This is a genomic window from Shouchella sp. JSM 1781072 (genome assembly GCF_041949915.1).
Taxonomy (GTDB): Bacteria; Bacillota; Bacilli; order Bacillales; family Bacillaceae_D; genus Shouchella.
Genome location: NZ_JBHFQE010000002.1, coordinates 802,420 through 819,926, shown reverse-complemented (window position 1 = coordinate 819,926; position 17,507 = coordinate 802,420). Strand labels below are relative to the sequence as shown.

Below are 17,507 nucleotides of genomic sequence, written 5' to 3'. Positions count from 1 at the left end.
TTCATAGTCTGGTGGCAATAGCAAAGAGGTCACACCCGTTCCCATGCCGAACACGGTCGTTAAGCTCTTTTGCGCCGATGGTAGTTGGGGGCTTCCCCCTGTGAGAGTAGGACGTTGCCAGGCTTACATATTTTTTTGTCGTTCCACAGTAGCTCAGTGGTAGAGCTATCGGCTGTTAACCGATCGGTCGCAGGTTCGAATCCTGCCTGTGGAGCCATTTTTTATGCTTCCATAGCTCAGCCGGTAGAGCACCACCATGGTAAGGTGGGGGTCAGCGGTTCAAGTCCGCTTGGAAGCTTTCGTATAAGTACTGGTACATTAAGGTTTCTCCGATGATGGAGGGGCTTATTTTTTTGTGTAAAAAGAGGTTTGCAAACAAATTGCAAACCTTTAATTTGTTAAAGTGTATTAATTAGTTAATTACTTAAGATTACTACTAAGAATTTTTTCACTCATTTTTTTTGGAAGTTAGACTTATAAGCAATTCCTGACCTCTTCCACAGGCTATTAATAGTGTTGAAAAACCAAGGAGTATTGCGCTAATAATTTTTGCTATTGAAACCTGTTCTCGGAAATATTTTGTATCCTCTTCAATTCGATACCAGTATGAATGTAATTCATATGTATAATCATCTAAGTTTGTAAAATCATCATTAGAAAGTGCTTTTTGTAATTTAGAGTTAGCGCGCCAGAGCGTATCTAATTTTTCATTAATTACGTACATATCTGTCTCATTTGACATATTGTCTATTGAAGAAAAAAGAAATGTCCATGCTAGTGATATAGCTAATAAAACATAACCAACAGTTTCAAGATATGTAGCTAATTTTGGATAGCTTTTCATAATTATCACTAAAATATAGATAATAATTATTGTTATAATTGTCGTAACAGCAAAAAGTGCTAAAATTGTTCCCATAGAAATGCCTCCTGAAGATATTTATAGATATATTGTATAACATCCGTTTTTAATTACTAGATAAAGAAAAAATAGCATGTTTAACATGCTATTCCTTTTATATCAAGCCTCCTCTTATTCTAGATTAAGTACTATACAAATTTCTACTAAACATCGTAATAGCATCTCTTTGAATCGAAGGCAACAAATGATTGTAAGTATCTAATGTCGTTGTAATACTCGAATGTCCCAATCTCTCCGCCACTACTTTTACAGGAATACCTTGCAATAACATCAACGTTGCGTGAGTATGCCTCAAATCGTGAAAACGAATAGAAGGCACATTTGCATCTTCTTTAAGTTGATACCATTTTCGATTTAGATTGCGAGGAGTAACATGTGTACCTAAGCTAGTGCAAACAACTAAATCATTATCTTTATAACCTCTCCCAGCACGTTCTTTCTCATATTCTACTCGTTCTTTCCGCTTCTGTAATTCAGTAATGGTTACTTCGTCTAAATCAATTGTACGATTAAAACTAGCTTTTGTCTTTCCATCTGAAGCCCCATACGGTGTATGCGTGACAACAGTGCGTAGTAAGCTATTTTTAAAGTCCACGTCTTTCCACCGAAGACCAAGCACCTCACTACGGCGCATACCTGTCATAGCTGCTAAATGGAAAGCAATATAAAGAGGATCTAACTTACTGGAATCGAGAAACTTTAGCAGTTGCTTTTCATCCCATACATGAATCTCTTTGCGTTCAATTCGTGCAGTTTTTAAACCAGCTGCTACGTTCTTCCCAACAATCCCATCTTCTACAGCCTCTGACAAAGCGGAACTAATAACGGTATGAACTTTTTTAATAGTAGCAGGGGCTAACCCAAGATCATTTTCTAAATAAGAAAAGAATGTTTTTAGATGCAGTCTATTAAGCTTTTCTAACTTGTAATTCCCAAGCTTGGGTATGATGTGAATACGAAGGTGGGTTTTGTACACTTGGAAGGTAGAAGCTTTTAATCTACTTCGTTTATTTAAAATCCATTTCTCTAAATAAGCAGCGAACGACTCTTTGGAAGGTTCAATAAAATTTCCGGTGTTAATCTCATTAAGGATACGAGGCATGTCTTTTTGTGCTGCTTTCTTTGTATCATAGCCAGAAAACCACTTTTGACGTCTTTCGTTATTATGATCTCTTTCCAAATCCACAACGATTACATATTTATTTCCTCGTTTACGTATATGTCCTTTCATTTTAAGCCTCCGTTATCTGTTATTTTACAGAGTAAATTGCAGCATATCTTCTAAATCTGCAACTTGAATGACGAAATTATCAACCTCTGTTCGATCAACGCCGTGTAAATTCAAGCGATGTTCAACGTTAGTTAAGTTAATTCCAAACACATTCTCAGAGGTTGTTAAAAGTAAATCATCTATCAAAATAGTTACATTCATAGCGTCTTGATCGAACTCTTCTGCTGGATGCAAGTCAAAAGGAGCTTGTACAGCTATTGTAAGTGTTTTATGATCCCAGTCGATTATTTGATTACGTACATTTAAAACGATCCATATTGGCGCTTTAGTGCCCTCGTGATAGTCATAATATACTTTGTAAGAAATCATTGTCCAGCCATCTCCTTTTTCCGTTTTTGAAGAAGTGCTTTTTCTACTAGAGACTGTGCGTGAATCGGAATATCTTTTTTTGGAACAGATTTATAAGAATTAGGTGTCGGCTGTTCTCTTATAACATCATTAAATCTTTGTAATGACTCAGCGCTACGTATTCTTGCTTCGATTTGCTGTAATCGACTGTCAGCTAATTCCTTAGAGACATGAAATTCACTAGCTAAAGTAGACGATAGGTGGTCGCAGTAATTACAGCATTTCTCGACCATAAAGAATGGCATTGAAGCATATAGCTGAAATTGATCCGCTTGTACTTCCTGCATCATGGTGAATTCTTCACTATACATATTTTCTTGAGAGCCACAGTGACGAAGAGGATGACAAAGCTCATGAAAGAAAATTTCTCTTTTTTCAATAGCTGAATGATCTTTATGTAAAAAAATAATGGCAACGTTATGTTCATCATCCCATATAGCTCTGTCAGGTCCTGGACTTTCCTTAATACAAATATTAAGGGTGTCGGCTATCTTATTAATATTCAGATCGTCTGGAGAAAGAATATGATGTTCTTTATAAAATAGTTCTAACCATTGTTCTATAGGAGTTTTTGAATATAAGCGTAGCAAAGAATCACCTCTATAAGAATATATGTTCGTATTAATGGTATAGAAAAACGTCCATTTGATGTTGGACGTTATTTATTGTCTTTTTTATTAATTCTATTCTGACGAATTCTCCTGAATAATTCAAGCTGTTCATCTAAGTATTCTTTTTCTTCTTCATTTAGTCTATCTATATTATAATACGCCGAGTTAACATCATCTAGTTTAGATGAATGAGGATCATCTGTTTCACAAAGTAAGTATGCTGAAGACACATTAAATTTGTTAGAAATCTTTCTTATGGTTTCTAAAGAGGGTTCGTTTCTACCTTGTTCATAGAATCCATAGGCGCTTACAGTAATACCTAAATGGTTTGCTACATCTTGTTGGGTAAAATTATTTTCTTTTCTAGTTTGTCTTAAACGTTCGTTAAAGCTAGCCATATCTAACCCTTCCCTTTGCTATCAGGTATCTTATTATACAACTATTTGTTGGATTTTTAAACGAAAATTAAAATAATACAACAAAAAGTTAAAAATAATTATTGACTTGCTACATTTTGTTGTATAGAATAAAACTACAAAAAGTTGGAGGTGACAACAATTACTAGCAGAGAAACTTTGCTTACTCTTCGTAAAAAGAAAAATTGGTCACAGAAAGATGTAGTTGATTTATTAAAACTGAGAGTCGGTATCGCTATATCAGAAAGTTACTATGGAATGATTGAAACAGGTGTTAGAAATCCAAGTTTAAGTGTTGCAGTTGGGTTGTCAGAACTTTACAAAGTAAATCCTACTACACTGTTTCTTGAGATCAACACAAAAAAGAAAACAAAAGCATAGGAGGTGATTTTAAATGTCCTTTGAAGAGACTATAAGGCAAATTGTTCGAGAAGAAAACGAAGAATTCCTGCAAAAGGTCAAAGACGCACTAACTTTTTCTCAGTCGGATTCAATGCCAGACGTTCTAACCGTACAAGAGGCAGCCGAGTACTTACGAATGGGCAAATCAAAAATGTACGAATTATCGCAGCATCATGATTTTCCATCTTGGCGAGAAGGGCGTAGGGTTCTTATATCTAAAAAAGGCTTAGATCAATACCAACGTGAAAAGCTTAGCGAAAAAGAAGTGGTCATGTAATGGGGAATCAATTATGACTTTCCAAATAATGAGCGATTTGATGAAAGAAGCTGTACCATTAGCTAAGAAGATGGAAGGCGATTGGCAAGCAAGAATGAAGCTGGCAATGAGGTCTGTAAAGATCAATTACTTTATGAGCCAACCAATTTCAAAAGGGACTATTAATGAATTGCTTAAACATGGAGTATCGTATCGTCGCATTTCTCGAAATTATAAGGTTGGACGAAGCGATATTACTGCAATAGAGAGGCAATAAATAGTGTGAGTATAGACCGCTATTAACGATCTTATAAGCGAATGAAATGAGTGAGTACATTGATAACTACATATAGAAAGAAAGCGCACCTGACAGAAGTCAGATACGCCAGTAAAACCTAGGAAATTTTATTGTAGCGTACTTTCTTCGTTATGTCACTAGGCGTGAGTATTAAGTGGACACAGCTAACACTTGTTTAAATGCTGTAGCAGGTAAGAAGATACGTGCGCCATAGCTGTATACAGCTTGATGGTTATACAATAACCTACTAACGTTGCCAAGACAGACAAAAAGTTCTGGGGCGACTGACAAGCGCCATGATGGATACAGAACCTGAGCGGTTTCTATAAATTGTTTTGATGAAAATTGATGAGAAGTCTTTGGAAAATAAAACTACTAAAACGAAAAGAGGAATTTATAATGAATTTAAAAAATGGAATTAAGCCAGAACCACAAGAGACATTTGGAAACATGATTTTTATGGGATTAAACAGAGAGAAAATGTACTTTGACCGTGAGAAGGGAGAGCGTACAGATAAGTTGGAAGCACGCATTTATAACGTAGCATCAAGTGTTCAGCAGGGACAAATAGAAGTAACATTGCCTGATTATGTCGACTTAAAAGAAATTGATTTCAATAAACCAGTTGAGCTAGTGAATCCAAGAATTACAGCAAGAGCCCAAGCGAATGGGAACTTTGCTAATATCATTTATACGTTACTCGCAGAAGATATCGTGGAAACTGGACATAAATCTAACTCTAACTTTGAACCGAAAGCAAAGGAATCAAAAGAACCTTTATCGACTGGTGCTAACTCTGATAAAAAATAATATTTAGTGAGGTGTATTTAATTCATAAGTACACCTCTATTAATCAGTTTTATTTTTTGACGTATTGTTATCTATGATAGAGAGACCAGAAATTAAGAGTGTTACAAGCATTAAAAAAGAAAAAAAGATACCAAAATACATGAATATGCTTCTGAATGAAAAAGAAATTTCTGAAACGACAAAATCAAAGAACTCTGGATTTAGTCGCATTATTAATAGAAAAAGTAAAGTTAAAATCATAGTGACTTCTAAGAAGAAATTATTTAAGGTGTCCATAAACAATTTTGGTTGTTTAAAAGAGATTTTAGCTTCTGTATCTAAACCTCTATATTTATAGTATCTATGATAGAAGAGGTGCCAGCCAGTTACTAGTCCTGTTAAATTAGCAAAAACTGCATAAATGATGTATCCATCATAGAAACTGAAATCTCTATCTTGAATATATTCGATCATGCTAGGGGGAAGGAACTTAGAGATTAATGAGAAAAATTCTGAATATAAACTTGGATTAATTATTGCCAAAAGATTTAGTAAGAATAAAGTAAGTAAGGTGTATTGAACATATTTAGAGTATAGATTGATAACTTTATACCACAACTTTCTTTAATCTCCTTTCTATCTCTTATTTTGATTAATATAACATGCCATGAATCTATAAAGAAGGGAGCCTGAATTAAATATGCTAATAGATTTAAAAAGTCGCTTTTGGAAATACCGTGGCCATAGAATCACTCCTCATATGAAACATGCAGTTTGGACAGCAGGATTGGGTATAGGTATACCCGTTTTCCTAGCTGTTCTTTTTTATAGTTTTAAAGACTCGTTTCCAATCTCTCAATGGAATGATTGGGGGCAGTATAAAGTATTTGCTGCGTATGATAGCTGGAATTTGTCATTCTTGTTATCAAGGTTTGCTGTAGCACTTATTATTGCAGCAGCAGTTGTAGGCATCGTCTACCTTGTTGCATTTGATCAATTTAAACAGTTGCTTCACAAGCAAAAAATTGCACGCATGTTTTTTTCGAATCGCTTTTACGAGCAAGAAAACATCCAAACAGAGTCGGGGTGGACAAATAAGTCTGTTACAAAAAGAAAGATCACCTATTTTCCTCGTGCTTATTATCAAGTGAAGAATGGTCATATCTATGTCCGTGTTGCTCTTGATTTAAGCCGATTTCAAGCACGTTATCTAGAATTAGGAACAGACTTAGAGAATGGCTTGTTTTGTGATTTAGTTGATCGTGAAGTTGAAGAAGGATTTGTGGTTTTTAAGCTTCTATACGATGTAAAAAAGAATCGCATTCCCATTCAAGAAGTACAAGTGAAAAACGGTTCAATGAGCTTAATGAAAAACGTGTATTGGGAATTTGATAAGCTGCCACATATGTTAATAGCTGGCGGAACAGGTGGAGGGAAAACGTACTTCATCTTAACAATTATTCAAGCTGTACTTAAATCAAATGCTGAAATTCGGATACTTGATCCAAAGAACGCAGACTTAGCAGATTTAGAAGCGGTTCTTCCAAAAGGTGTTGTGTATTCAAAGAAAAACGGCATTATGATGTGTTTACGTAAATCGGTGGAGAACATGATGAAGCGTTCTGAGGAAATGAAACAGATGCCGAATTACAAGACAGGTGAGAACTACGCCTACCTTGGATTACCACCTATGTTCATCTTTTTTGATGAATATGTGGCATTTATGGATTTATTAGAACCACAAGAACGAATGGAGGCGTTAGGTTATATGAAACAGCTCGTCATGCTAGGAAGGCAGATGGGCTATTTTTTAGTTCTTGGAGCACAACGACCAGATGCCAAGTACTTAGCTGACGGTATTCGAGATCAATTTAATTTCCGAGTGACATTAGGCAAGATGTCTGAATCTGGTTATGGCATGATGTTTGGTGATGTCGATAAAACCTTTGTAAATAAAAGCATTAAAGGTCGTGGCTATGCCGACACAGGCACATCAACCATATCAGAATTTTATAGCCCACTCGTCACCAAAGGATATGACTTCATGGAAGAAATCAAGCGAGCACAAGTGAGAGTGTATGGAGCGTCGGCGACGGCAGTCGCCAGCGGCAGCGTAGCGACAGAAACGGGAACGAGTGGGAGGAGTGAGCGAAGCGAATGACGACCTCAAAAAACCAACCCCCCCTAGCTAACAGGGGGGTAGTAATCGTAGAAAAAGAACCGGAAGCAGTCCAAAATCCTTTAACAGCAATGGTTGACTATCTTCGAGTATCTTTTAAAACACACGATGTTGATTTTATTCTAGAACACATCGTCCATTTGAAGAAAGCATACATGCAGGAAAAAGAGTCGGGCTTTTATGGCTACATCGGGACGTATCAGCTTGATCACATTAAAGTCTTTTATTCGAAAGAAGGTGATAATCGAGGCGTATTGGTGGAGATGTCCGGTCAAGGATGCCGACAGTTTGAAAGCTTCTTGGATGCTCGCAAGAAAACGTGGTTTGATTTCTTTAAAGACTGCATTAACCATGGTGGCAAGTTCAGTCGCTTTGACTTAGCGATTGATGATCGAGAAACGTATTTTGAAATCCCCATGCTGTTAGAAAAAGTGAAGAAGGGCGAAGCCATTTCACGGTTTCGTAAGTCAGATTTTAATGGCTCGCTTGATATTGCGGACGGATCGAATGGGGGAACGACACTATACTTTGGGTCGAAAAAATCAGAAGCTTATCTTTGCTTCTATGAGAAGAACCACGAACAAGCTGACAAATATAATATTCCTCTTGAAGATCTTGGCGACTGGAATCGCTACGAACTAAGGCTTAAAAATGATCGAGCGCAAGGAGCCGTTCAATCATTGATTCAGTCACAAGATTTACTTGATATCGCTATGCAGATTATTAACAACTACATTCGATTTGTTGATGCCGATGAAGATGCTTCAAGAGAAAAATGGAAAACAAGCGGTTTTTGGAAAGTGTTCATAGGTGATGTCGGCAAGCTAAGCCTGTTTATGCAGCCAGAAGATGAGTTTTACGAGAAATCAAGAAGATGGCTTCAAAATTCATGTGCCCCAACGATGAAGATGGTACTTGAAGCGGATCAGGTCTTAGGACGACAAGATTTATCAGATATGGTCGTCAATGCAGAGCTGTCAGATAAACAGGAAAAAATGCTCGATGTGCTCTTAGCGAGTCCACAAGACATGGTTTGTTAAACATGGGATTGCTCTTAAAGAGAAAAAAGGAGCTAACCCTGGCATCTGTCAACGGTAAATGGCTGACTGGAATGGAATGAAAGGAATTTAAGGAGTTGATAGATTCATAGAACCAAAACCCTCTTGGCATTGAAGAAAAACCCATTTTTCTTCTTGCCTACCGGCGAGGGAGCCCCCGAATGAAACCGGGGGTTGGGGGATTAAATAAACACGGTCAAGCTAGTTTAGCTTGCAGGTTTGGACAGCGTCCAAGGTTTACTAAAACAAGGAGGTGATTACTTGGAGGTTGTGCCCGAGGGCGTTCGATCTTGTTTGTACACTGGTATAGGGAAGAATATTGATTTCTTAATTGCACGAGCAACTGAGGTCATTGAGTCACAGCAACGATTTATGAAAAGTTACGACTTGAAAATGTATGAAGAAGTAAAGGAGGCTTTGGACTGGTACTCAAAACATTGTCTTGAATCTGACTTAGAAAAAGATCTTCAGGAGTTTGAACGGCTACATCAAAAAATAAAGGAGGAAGAATCATTATGAAACATGTTGAATTACTAAACCGAGGGCAACTAGAAACAGAGTTAGAGAATCAAGGTATTTTAGATCTTGCTGATCAATTAATCGAACGCATGAAAGAACATGTTCGCTATATGAGCAAACATGTATTTGAACAAGTGGTTATCGATGTAAAGATGGTTGTAAACAATGCTGTGAAAACGATTATTGCTCGATTTGCTGTATACGACTATGAAGACGCATCAGAAGATGGTGGGACTGATCCAATTAAATATGTTGAATTTGAATCACTAAGCCCACTAAAAGAGGTTTAGTGATTTTTTATGTTAGCTCAATACAAGACGTTGGATGAACGGTTTAAGTTGTTAGGGTTTACGGTTGGCATTGGTTCGCAAGTATATGTAATGGATTTAAGTAAACGTTCTATGCTTGTGGTTGAAGGCGTTAGAAAAACGGGCTATTCCACCTATCGATATACGTTCTATAAAATGACGTGCTTGCCCGGAGGTGGTCAACGGCGTTTAAAAGTATACGAGAAAGATGTTTCAGCAAAAAAGGTGTTACGACGAGTAGCATCTTTTTTAGCTTATATCGAACAAGATCAAGGAGGGTCAAAGGATGGCTAAATCCGATGGACGTTCGATCATCGAACGACTTAAACACCGTTTCAAACGAATTAAGAAACCAGCCAAGCAAAGAAGTATGATCCGTAAAGATCATTCAAAGAGAACAGCAACGGCTGTGTGGTCATTATTAGGGAGCATTGTTGTCCTCTCACTATTAACGATTTTGCTTTCAGTTAATACAAGGTCTGCTTTAAACGAAACCAATGCGCATCTCTCAAATGAAGCAAATGAGGAAGAGTCACCATCTATTTCATTACCTGCTGTTGAACAATATCTTTCAGGGTTTATTGATGTGTTCATCAATATTGAGAACACTCATGAAGCACTAGAAGAAAGAAAACAAACGCTGAAGAATTATATGGTTCAATCAACTACTTTACAGGACGACAAACATCCGCTTTATCAACTTTCCGATTTAAAAGGTAATAGGATTTTAGAAAGCCATTCTTTGTTTAACATGATAGAGAAAGAAGAAGAAACCTTATTTCAATATAAAGTCACGTTCATGAACCAAGTTCCAAAAGAAAAAGAGGTAGAGGTAGAGCCAGAAGATGATGACGATGAACCAGAGACAGAAATTGTCATTGAAAATGAAGAGACGAAGCAAACGTTACTAATAAACATCCCAGTTATTGCAGAAGAGAATACTTTTGCCATTGCAGGTACTCCGTATTTTTCAGAAGTGTATTCCTTAAATGGGACGATAGAAAAAGAGGAAGAGCAATCACACATTGATCCTTATGTCGGGGAGGAACAATCAGCCGTTCAGGATTTTTTACATTCTTTCTTTGAACGATATGCTGCTGAGCCAAAAGAAGAGTTGGCTTACATGATGAAGGAGCCGAAAAGCTTAAACGGTGCTTTTTCATTTGAAGAGATGCAAGATGTAAAACTGATTGAAATGGACAATGGATTTAAAGCAGAGGTAGCCGTGATGTTTAGGGGAAAAGGAACGAACATTCCACAACCTGCGTTTATGGAATTAGAGATTAATCGACATGAAGGAAATTACTACATTGAATCAATGGACTATCAGTAGAAGGAGGAAAAGAATATGAATCTATTAAATAAATTAACGGTAGGGTCAGTTCCTAGTGGATTACCGACACTAGATGGCGTAGAGAACTGGGGGCTTGTTGTTGTAGCTCAAGTAATAGGGTTGTTTGTTTTCTTCTTGATCGCAAAACACTTAGCTCGATTTAAGATAGGTGGAATTATTATGACATGCATTGTCGGTGGAATCGCCACATTTGTTGTTCAAAATTGGTCTCAAGTGAGTGGATGGATTGAAGCATTCATTGATACGTTCTAAGGAGGTTTAGAAGTTGCGAACTGTTTTTAACTACCGGAAAGCATTAAGAGAACCTAAAAAAGTACAGCAGCTAACGGCTTCATATAGTCTACCAATCCCATTTGAGTTGATCCCAGTTATCAACTTTTTTATTTTTATGGCGATGACATTTCTTGTAGGACAGATCATTCGTATGGGGTTTCCTCATGCGTTTGAACGAACCTTCGTGATGTGGTTAATTGGTTTACCCCTAGCGTTAACCATACTCGTAACGAAAATTAAACCTGAAGGTAAGAACATTTATTTATATTTTTTGGATGTAGCCAAATATTACGTTCAAATAAAACTTCCAAAAAAGCGTTTCTGTAATGATCGAGAGGTCGAATGGATGAGTGACTCAACAATCCAGTTTAAACGCTGTGTAAAGGTGGTGGCGAAAAAACGTGAGTACATTAAAAACACCAATGAAAACGATGAGGAACAATCTACTGTTAACGAGAACGGGCGACGTGTGGGCGTATTACCGCATCAAGAGTCAGTCCATTCCCATGCAAAATAAAAAAGTAGTGAACAGCTATAAGCGGAACTGGAAAGCCTTCTTTGAAGAACTAACTACGCATAAGGATTTTCATTTAATGATGTACCCACAAGAATATCGGCTAGAAGAACGATTTGCTGACTTGGAACAGGATCTTGCAGAAGACGCAAAGCAAATGGCAGAGTACTATACAGAAGAAACGGTACGATTGCTTAATCAACGGTTAGGAAAAGTCACAAAGAATGATTTTATATTAGGGGTAAAATTAAAGCAGAACTTAGTTAATAGTGATGCTGAACTTAAGGAAAACATGATGTCGATGTTTTCAACAGCGACAGACACAATTGTCAATCTATTAGGGTGGGAACAAAGCGTTTCCACCTCTTTCTTTCAACAGTACGAAGAGGCAGAGGAAACAACCGCCAGTTTATGTGCAATGGTGAATGGAGTTCGTTTAAGAGAAGACGAATTGATCTATGTAAATCGCTATAACTTTTTACGAGGTTTAGACCATCAAGTAGGGGAAGAGATTGAAAATGCATCTGTAGATGCAATAACTAACACGTTAATTGATCCAACCTCTTCTGGCGTGTTGAAGCTAACAAGCGATGAATCGGAAGGCTACATGTCATTTGTTGTAATCGACGAGTTTCGACACAATATGGCAGAGAGTGAACTGTTCTATGAGGCGCAAACGCTCCCTTTTCCAGTAGAAATCGAGATGAAAGTGCAAGTCGAAAGCAAATCAAAAACGAAGATGGATTTGAATTTAAAGAAGCAGCAGCTAAAAGAATCAACGCTGGAACAGAACCGTGTTGGCGATCAAGAAGATTCTTCAGTTAGTGCGAGTGCTTATCTAGTGAGACACTTACAAAACGAAATTAAAAAAGATGATGTAGACATGTTGAATTGGTTAGCGGTGATTGTCGTACAAGGAGAGACCAAGAAGGAATGTAAAAATCGGGCAAAACTTGTGACAAGACATATGAAGTCAGCAGGCATAACGTGTCGTATTCCAGTCGCGGATCAATTGCCTTTGTTCTATAAGTTTCTTCCCGGGGAACGATTAGATGTAACCAACCGAAATTGGCTGCAAAAGACTACTCAAGATGGTTTAGCAGAAGGGTTATTTGGTATATCAGCTGATGTTGGTTCAAAAATTGGCTTTTTTATTGGTTGGATTGATCCGTTTGTTAAACATGCTGATTTACAAGGAGCCATTTCAGCGAGTCGATTTCCTGTTTTGTACCATATGTTCTTAGCCAACCAACAGCTCAAAGGGTCAAAGACACGTTCTCCCCATGTTCTAATTACGGGAGATACAGGCACAGGTAAATCCTTTTTAGCAAAGCTGTTGTTTATCTATGTCAGCATGCTAAATGTAAAATCCTTGTACATTGACCCAAAGAAGGAATTGCGTAAGTGGATTGAAAAGGTTAAGAAAAACCCAAGGGTACAACAAGAGTACCCTCTATTCACACAGCATCTTGAGAAGTTCCATTTTACAACGCTGGATGCAGCGGATGAAGGGAATTGGGGAGCACTTGATCCAGTTGTATTTCTTCCACCAATGCAAGCAAAGGAAATGGTGCAAGTCATCTTTGCTCAAGTATACGACTTTAAAGGCAAAGATGATGTGCATACGGCTTTTCTACGTGCCATTACCACCGTGTTGGAGCAAAAACAAAATGGGGAGCAAGTTGGCTCACTGACAATTATTGAACAGATGAGAAACCACGATGATTCCGCAGTCCAAAAGGCTGGGGATTTTTTATATGAAGTCGTAGCTGATTCGATTATGAAACTATGTGTTCATGATGGTTCAAATCAAGCACTTTCGTTAAACAAGCGTATTAGTATCGTTGAAATCGAAAACCTTGATCTACCAGAAGCGACTGATCCAATAGAAAGTTATACAAATTCACAACTGAAATCAAGTGCCGTTATGTTTGCGCTTGGAAAGTTTTGCGAGTTATTTGGTATGAACAAGGAAGAACGGACAATGGAATTCATGGACGAAGCATGGGTTATCACATCTAGCCAACAAGGAAGGAAAGTAGAGAAGCAAATGCGTCGTGTAGGACGTAGTTACAACAACGCTCTTGTCTTTATTTCACAAAGCACGAAAGACGCATTGCGTGAAGAAGAATCAGGCAACTTCGGTGTAGCATTTGCGTTTGATGAACCGACAGAGAGAAAAGAAGTGCTTAAGTGGATGAACATGGAGCCGAGCGAAGAGAACGAAGACATGATGGAAAACATGTTTCAAGGACAATGCCTTTTTAAAGATTATTATGGGCGAACAGCAAAAATGAGCATTGAGTGCTTATTCGACGAATGGTATGGAGCGCTAGAAACCGTTGAGACTTCTTCAGTGGCAACGGCAGAAGAAAAATATTTATAGAAGGGAGACAGAGGATGAAGTTAGCGATATTAAATTCATTGGTTATTACCAATCAAGGCTTGTATAAGGCAGAAAAAATCACCTTAATGGAAGCACGGAAAATGATGTTCGCACATGAAACGAACTATGAAAGCTATGTTGGACATGAGTCCTCATCTCTTGTTTTAGAAGAACTACTAGGTTTTCCTGTCCCAGTTAACCGTATCCGATTTAGGCAAGAGAAATACCAAAAAGCCCTTTGTTTCAAGTTGTATGATCGCTACATGGAATACAAGAAGCTGACAGAAAAAGAACTACAAAGCGTCAACTATGATTTCTTTCTTCTAACAAGAATGGACTAGAAAGGAGGGAGAGGATGAACTGGAAACAAAAAGCGATTTGGATAAGTATTGGAGCAGTGCTCATTGCCCTGCTCTTTTTTGGTTCTCATACACTCGTTTTTGCGAATGACCAAGAGAATATGACAGAACCAAAGATAGAAGAAAAAGGCGGCGTTGAGCTTTCCATTAAACGCTTTCCCATATCAAGATACGTAGCCAACAATGAAGATGCTGACGGTCGAATTAAGGGGGCATTCGTAGGCTTTACGAATGTCATTTTTTCTCTAGCTGGGAACGTTGTTCTAGTCGTGGATACTGCAATGGATAAATTGTATTCGTTAGAGCCAATTGATGAGTTTGCGGATACATTAACGATAATTTCAACTACCGTATATGATACGTTGAAAGAGCACTTCGGCGAGTTGCTGTTTATATTTGCTGTCGGGTACATCGTTTACTTATTTATTGCAAAGGGGAGCGTGCAAGAAGCATTAAGGCGCTCTGTATTATTCTTCTTAGTACTCGTTGTTGGTGGCTATTGGATGCTTAATGCTGGCTACTTTATGAAGTCATTAAATACATTGTCCGTTGAAGCGCAGGGCTACATGCTTGAAGCAGGCAACGGATTAATTAATGTCGCAGAAGGAGAAGGCGTTTATGCCGACACGAATCAAATTGATCCTGAAAACAAAATGGATGGCACGATCGCTATCATGAGAAATGTCTATTTCGATCTAGCGATGAAAAAGCCGTATCTCATTGTAAATTACGGTACAACGAGCGAAAACGCAATTAATGAGAACGACCATGCTGAACCAGAAGAAGTTCCGGGAGGGAGTAATTTTAATCGAGTAGATCGGCTGTTGGCATTCCAGTTAACAAGCGATGGCGAAAGTGACAGACAGGGCTATGTGGGTGGTGAAATAGACCAGTATAACAATGAAAATATGGGTGGAGGAAATGTCTTTCAACAAATGGGGCAGTCACTTATTGCTTTGATTGGCTCCATCTTGCTGGGCATACCGTTCCTATTGCTAGCGCTCCTAAATTTTCTCTTGCAGCTAATCGCATTGGCACTCGCATTCTTTATTCCATTTGCCTTTGTCATGTCGTACATTCCACAGCTGGCATATTCCGGTTTCGTTAGCATTGGAAAGCTCCTAAGTGTATTTGTGTTAAAGGCAATGCTAGGCATCCTCATATTGTTTGTATACGTCCTTTGTTTCATTGTGGATTCCGTTTTGCCACCAGAAGGATTTGCGATGTATTTAGTTAACCTGACGGTGTTAGTAGCTGTATTGCTTCTAATGATTTGGAAACGAGATGCATTAATTAAGATGGTGACAGCTGGAAAAGTCACGTCGGTTGATAACAATATGCTTAATCAAGTACGGAATGAAATGGTCAATCCGGCTGTTAATGCTATACGACCACGCACAGCAGGTTTGCGAGAATCGCCGATTCAACAAACCGAGCACCAATCGCCCCCTAAAAGTGAGCGTACGAGCGTGAAAGAAGGACGAAAAGAGGCGCAACTAGCAGAAGCACGAACACCACAAACTGATGGGAAACTAGAAAGCCCATCTTCGGCTGTCGCACACAATGACCAAATAAAACGTGCTGAACGGACGCCCCAACAAAAACGAGAAGAAAAGAAAGCAGAAAAGCGGAAGAAGAGTACGGAAAAACAAGCGTCTAAACAAGAACAAAAAGAACAGAAGCAACCAAGAGAAGATTTAAGCTCAGTCGCGGCTCATCAAAAAGATGAACGCCATGCGCCAAGACAAGAAATAAATCAAAGAGAAAATGAACGAACGAAGCAACCACAGCCGCGTGGTAAACAAGAACAATCGAATCGAACGTCTATCAAACAAGGTGATGTAACGTACTTAGACGATCATCGAGCGTTGCGTTCGGTAGAGAAAACAGAGAGAGACAATCAATTACGTCAAACTAAAGGTGGAATTACTGCGAATCAACGAACGGAACAAAAACCTTCACAAAACAACCCTCAATGGATTCAAAACAAAGAGAATCAAGCGGTTCATCCAACTAAAAAAGTCAATGAACGCCATGATCAACCAAAGACAGAACCAATCAGAACTGCACAACACAACGAAAAGAGAGAATTAGAAGCGATTGAAAAAGAAGAAGATCGACACACACGTAGAGCAAAGGGAGCGTCTAAATAGACGTTCCTTTTTGTCGTGAAGGGAGGACGAGATGAAAAAGCTAGGATGTGGTTTATTTCTAATTGTCATTCCATTTATGTTCGTGGCAATGATTCTCATGGGCGTAGTTATGGTTATTACAGGAGAAAGCAACACAACAGGCAGCGATGCCCATTCTGAGATCGAGAGTGATATCGATTCTGACTATACGTTTAATGGAGTAAGCCCAGAGATTGAGCGGTACCGCAGTTACTTTGAACGCTATGCAAAAGAAAACGGAATTGAAGACCATATTGAAATTTTAATGGCGATGACGATGCAAGAAAGTGGCGGACGACTTGCCGATGTCATGCAATCATCTGAATCACTCGGACTACCGGTTAACACAATAACCGATCCAGAGTTATCCATTAAACAAGGTGTAAGCTATTTTGCTAACGTTCTAGAAAGCGCTGGTGGCGATACAGAATTAGCCTTACAAAGCTACAACATGGGGCATGGATTTATTGACTATGCGAATGAACATAACGACGGCAACTATAGCAAAGAACTAGCACAACAATTTTCCAACCATATGAAAGAACGATTAGGATGGAATGTCTATGGAGATCCCAACTACGTTGCTAATGTCATGCGTTATTTAGATAAAACCGAACCCGAATACGCAGCAGGTGATGCAGATTGGGTACTGCCACTAAAAGATATTCGCATCACAAGCGAATTCGGATGGCGAACACATCCTGTTACAGGAGAAAGAAACTCGTTTCATGGCGGGCTCGACTTTGCTTGTACACCAGCAGACTCCATTCTAAGTGTGGCAGAAGGAAAAGTAGTTGAAGCAAGGCATGGCAATGTTGGCTATGGCAACTATGTCACTGTGCAACACGGACAAAACGAATATTCTCGTTATGCGCATTTGTCTTCTATAGGTGTACTAAATGGTCAGGAAGTAAATCAAGGAGAAGCATTAGGTAAATGTGGCACAACAGGCTCAAGTACAGGCAACCACCTCCACTTGGAGCATATGACGGAACTTGGTCAAGCGCATCAAGACAAAATTGATCCAAAAGAAACTCTGGGACTTTAACAAGA

22 protein-coding genes, 2 tRNA genes and 1 rRNA gene are annotated in these 17,507 nt (G+C 38.5%); 19 read left to right on the top strand and 6 right to left on the bottom strand.

Features of this window, described 5'->3' with window-relative positions; genetic code table 11:
* Positions 1-7 precede the first annotated feature (7 nt).
* The 3 genes from rrf (at position 8) to ACE1TH_RS13820 (ending at position 298) form a co-directional block, all read left to right on the top strand.
* A 5S ribosomal RNA gene (gene rrf, locus ACE1TH_RS13830) occupies positions 8-123 on the top strand.
* 19 nt (positions 124-142) lie between these two features.
* A tRNA-Asn gene (locus ACE1TH_RS13825) sits at positions 143-217 on the top strand.
* Between the two features lie 8 nt (positions 218-225).
* Positions 226-298: transfer RNA gene (locus ACE1TH_RS13820), tRNA-Thr, on the top strand.
* A gap of 150 nt (positions 299-448) precedes the next feature.
* Here ACE1TH_RS13820 and ACE1TH_RS13815 read toward each other — a convergent pair.
* The 5 genes from ACE1TH_RS13815 to ACE1TH_RS13795 form a co-directional block, all read right to left on the bottom strand.
* A complete protein-coding gene (locus ACE1TH_RS13815) occupies positions 449-919 on the bottom strand; it encodes a hypothetical protein (protein WP_375079278.1) in 471 nt (156 codons plus the stop codon).
* A gap of 124 nt (positions 920-1,043) precedes the next feature.
* Positions 1,044-2,153 carry a tyrosine-type recombinase/integrase gene (locus ACE1TH_RS13810; RefSeq protein WP_375079277.1) on the bottom strand — a complete coding sequence of 370 codons (1,110 nt, stop codon included), beginning with the start codon at positions 2,151-2,153 and terminating at the stop codon, positions 1,044-1,046.
* A gap of 24 nt (positions 2,154-2,177) precedes the next feature.
* Positions 2,178-2,522: a hypothetical protein gene (locus ACE1TH_RS13805; protein ID WP_375079276.1), complete on the bottom strand. Its 345-nt coding sequence runs from the start codon at positions 2,520-2,522 to the stop codon at positions 2,178-2,180.
* Positions 2,519-3,151, bottom strand: a complete 633-nt coding sequence (locus ACE1TH_RS13800; RefSeq protein WP_375079275.1) for an ImmA/IrrE family metallo-endopeptidase — start codon at positions 3,149-3,151, stop codon at positions 2,519-2,521. The genes ACE1TH_RS13805 and ACE1TH_RS13800 overlap by 4 nt, the downstream gene beginning before the upstream one ends.
* 68 nt (positions 3,152-3,219) lie before the next feature.
* Entirely contained in the window at positions 3,220-3,570 is a 351-nt protein-coding gene (locus tag ACE1TH_RS13795) for a helix-turn-helix domain-containing protein (RefSeq protein WP_375079274.1), read from the bottom strand.
* Positions 3,571-3,720: 150 nt separating this feature from the next.
* Between ACE1TH_RS13795 and ACE1TH_RS13790 the strand changes: the two genes are divergently transcribed.
* The 4 genes from ACE1TH_RS13790 (at position 3,721) to ACE1TH_RS13775 (ending at position 5,354) form a co-directional block, all read left to right on the top strand.
* Positions 3,721-3,969, top strand: coding sequence for a helix-turn-helix domain-containing protein (locus ACE1TH_RS13790; RefSeq protein ID WP_375079291.1), 249 nt, complete (start codon positions 3,721-3,723; stop codon positions 3,967-3,969).
* A 13-nt stretch (positions 3,970-3,982) separates the two neighbouring features.
* Positions 3,983-4,267: a helix-turn-helix domain-containing protein gene (locus tag ACE1TH_RS13785; protein ID WP_375079273.1), complete on the top strand. Its 285-nt coding sequence runs from the start codon at positions 3,983-3,985 to the stop codon at positions 4,265-4,267.
* Positions 4,268-4,295: 28 nt separating this feature from the next.
* Positions 4,296-4,523 carry a hypothetical protein gene (locus ACE1TH_RS13780; RefSeq protein ID WP_375079272.1) on the top strand — a complete coding sequence of 76 codons (228 nt, stop codon included), beginning with the start codon at positions 4,296-4,298 and terminating at the stop codon, positions 4,521-4,523.
* 420 nt (positions 4,524-4,943) lie between these two features.
* The gene (locus tag ACE1TH_RS13775; protein WP_375079271.1) at positions 4,944-5,354 is read left to right on the top strand and encodes a DUF961 family protein; all 411 of its coding nucleotides are present in this window, start codon (positions 4,944-4,946) and stop codon (positions 5,352-5,354) included.
* 39 nt (positions 5,355-5,393) lie between these two features.
* On the opposite strand, the gene ACE1TH_RS13770 is transcribed toward ACE1TH_RS13775, so the two are convergent.
* A complete protein-coding gene (locus tag ACE1TH_RS13770) occupies positions 5,394-5,807 on the bottom strand; it encodes a hypothetical protein (RefSeq protein WP_375079270.1) in 414 nt (137 codons plus the stop codon).
* A 226-nt stretch (positions 5,808-6,033) separates the two neighbouring features.
* On the opposite strand from ACE1TH_RS13770, the gene ACE1TH_RS13765 reads away from it, so the two are divergent.
* The 12 genes from ACE1TH_RS13765 (at position 6,034) to ACE1TH_RS13710 (ending at position 17,502) form a co-directional block, all read left to right on the top strand.
* Positions 6,034-7,494, top strand: a complete 1,461-nt coding sequence (locus ACE1TH_RS13765) for an FtsK/SpoIIIE domain-containing protein (RefSeq protein WP_375079269.1) — start codon at positions 6,034-6,036, stop codon at positions 7,492-7,494.
* The gene (locus ACE1TH_RS13760) at positions 7,491-8,552 is read left to right on the top strand and encodes a replication initiation factor domain-containing protein (protein WP_375079268.1); all 1,062 of its coding nucleotides are present in this window, start codon (positions 7,491-7,493) and stop codon (positions 8,550-8,552) included. The genes ACE1TH_RS13765 and ACE1TH_RS13760 overlap by 4 nt, the downstream gene beginning before the upstream one ends.
* A gap of 279 nt (positions 8,553-8,831) precedes the next feature.
* A complete protein-coding gene (locus ACE1TH_RS13755) occupies positions 8,832-9,089 on the top strand; it encodes a hypothetical protein (RefSeq protein WP_375079267.1) in 258 nt (85 codons plus the stop codon).
* On the top strand, positions 9,086-9,379 hold the full coding sequence (locus ACE1TH_RS13750) for a hypothetical protein (protein ID WP_375079266.1): 294 nt from the start codon (positions 9,086-9,088) through the stop codon (positions 9,377-9,379). Before ACE1TH_RS13755 ends, ACE1TH_RS13750 begins: the two co-directional genes overlap by 4 nt.
* Positions 9,380-9,409: 30 nt before the next feature.
* A complete protein-coding gene (locus ACE1TH_RS13745) occupies positions 9,410-9,691 on the top strand; it encodes a hypothetical protein (RefSeq protein WP_375079265.1) in 282 nt (93 codons plus the stop codon).
* A complete protein-coding gene (locus ACE1TH_RS13740; RefSeq protein WP_375079264.1) occupies positions 9,684-10,730 on the top strand; it encodes a conjugal transfer protein in 1,047 nt (348 codons plus the stop codon). Before ACE1TH_RS13745 ends, ACE1TH_RS13740 begins: the two co-directional genes overlap by 8 nt.
* A gap of 15 nt (positions 10,731-10,745) precedes the next feature.
* Positions 10,746-11,003 (top strand): hypothetical protein, encoded by a 258-nt coding sequence (locus ACE1TH_RS13735; protein WP_055736567.1) that lies wholly within the window; start codon positions 10,746-10,748, stop codon positions 11,001-11,003.
* 13 nt (positions 11,004-11,016) lie between these two features.
* Entirely contained in the window at positions 11,017-11,541 is a 525-nt protein-coding gene (locus tag ACE1TH_RS13730; protein WP_375079263.1) for a conjugal transfer protein, read from the top strand.
* Positions 11,531-13,924: an ATP-binding protein gene (locus ACE1TH_RS13725; protein ID WP_375079262.1), complete on the top strand. Its 2,394-nt coding sequence runs from the start codon at positions 11,531-11,533 to the stop codon at positions 13,922-13,924. Before ACE1TH_RS13730 ends, ACE1TH_RS13725 begins: the two co-directional genes overlap by 11 nt.
* A gap of 14 nt (positions 13,925-13,938) precedes the next feature.
* Positions 13,939-14,265: an STIV orfB116 family protein gene (locus tag ACE1TH_RS13720; RefSeq protein WP_274273387.1), complete on the top strand. Its 327-nt coding sequence runs from the start codon at positions 13,939-13,941 to the stop codon at positions 14,263-14,265.
* A 14-nt stretch (positions 14,266-14,279) separates the two neighbouring features.
* A complete protein-coding gene (locus tag ACE1TH_RS13715) occupies positions 14,280-16,436 on the top strand; it encodes a CD3337/EF1877 family mobilome membrane protein (RefSeq protein WP_375079261.1) in 2,157 nt (718 codons plus the stop codon).
* Positions 16,437-16,467: 31 nt separating this feature from the next.
* Positions 16,468-17,502: a lysozyme family protein gene (locus tag ACE1TH_RS13710; protein WP_375079260.1), complete on the top strand. Its 1,035-nt coding sequence runs from the start codon at positions 16,468-16,470 to the stop codon at positions 17,500-17,502.
* Positions 17,503-17,507 lie beyond the last annotated feature (5 nt).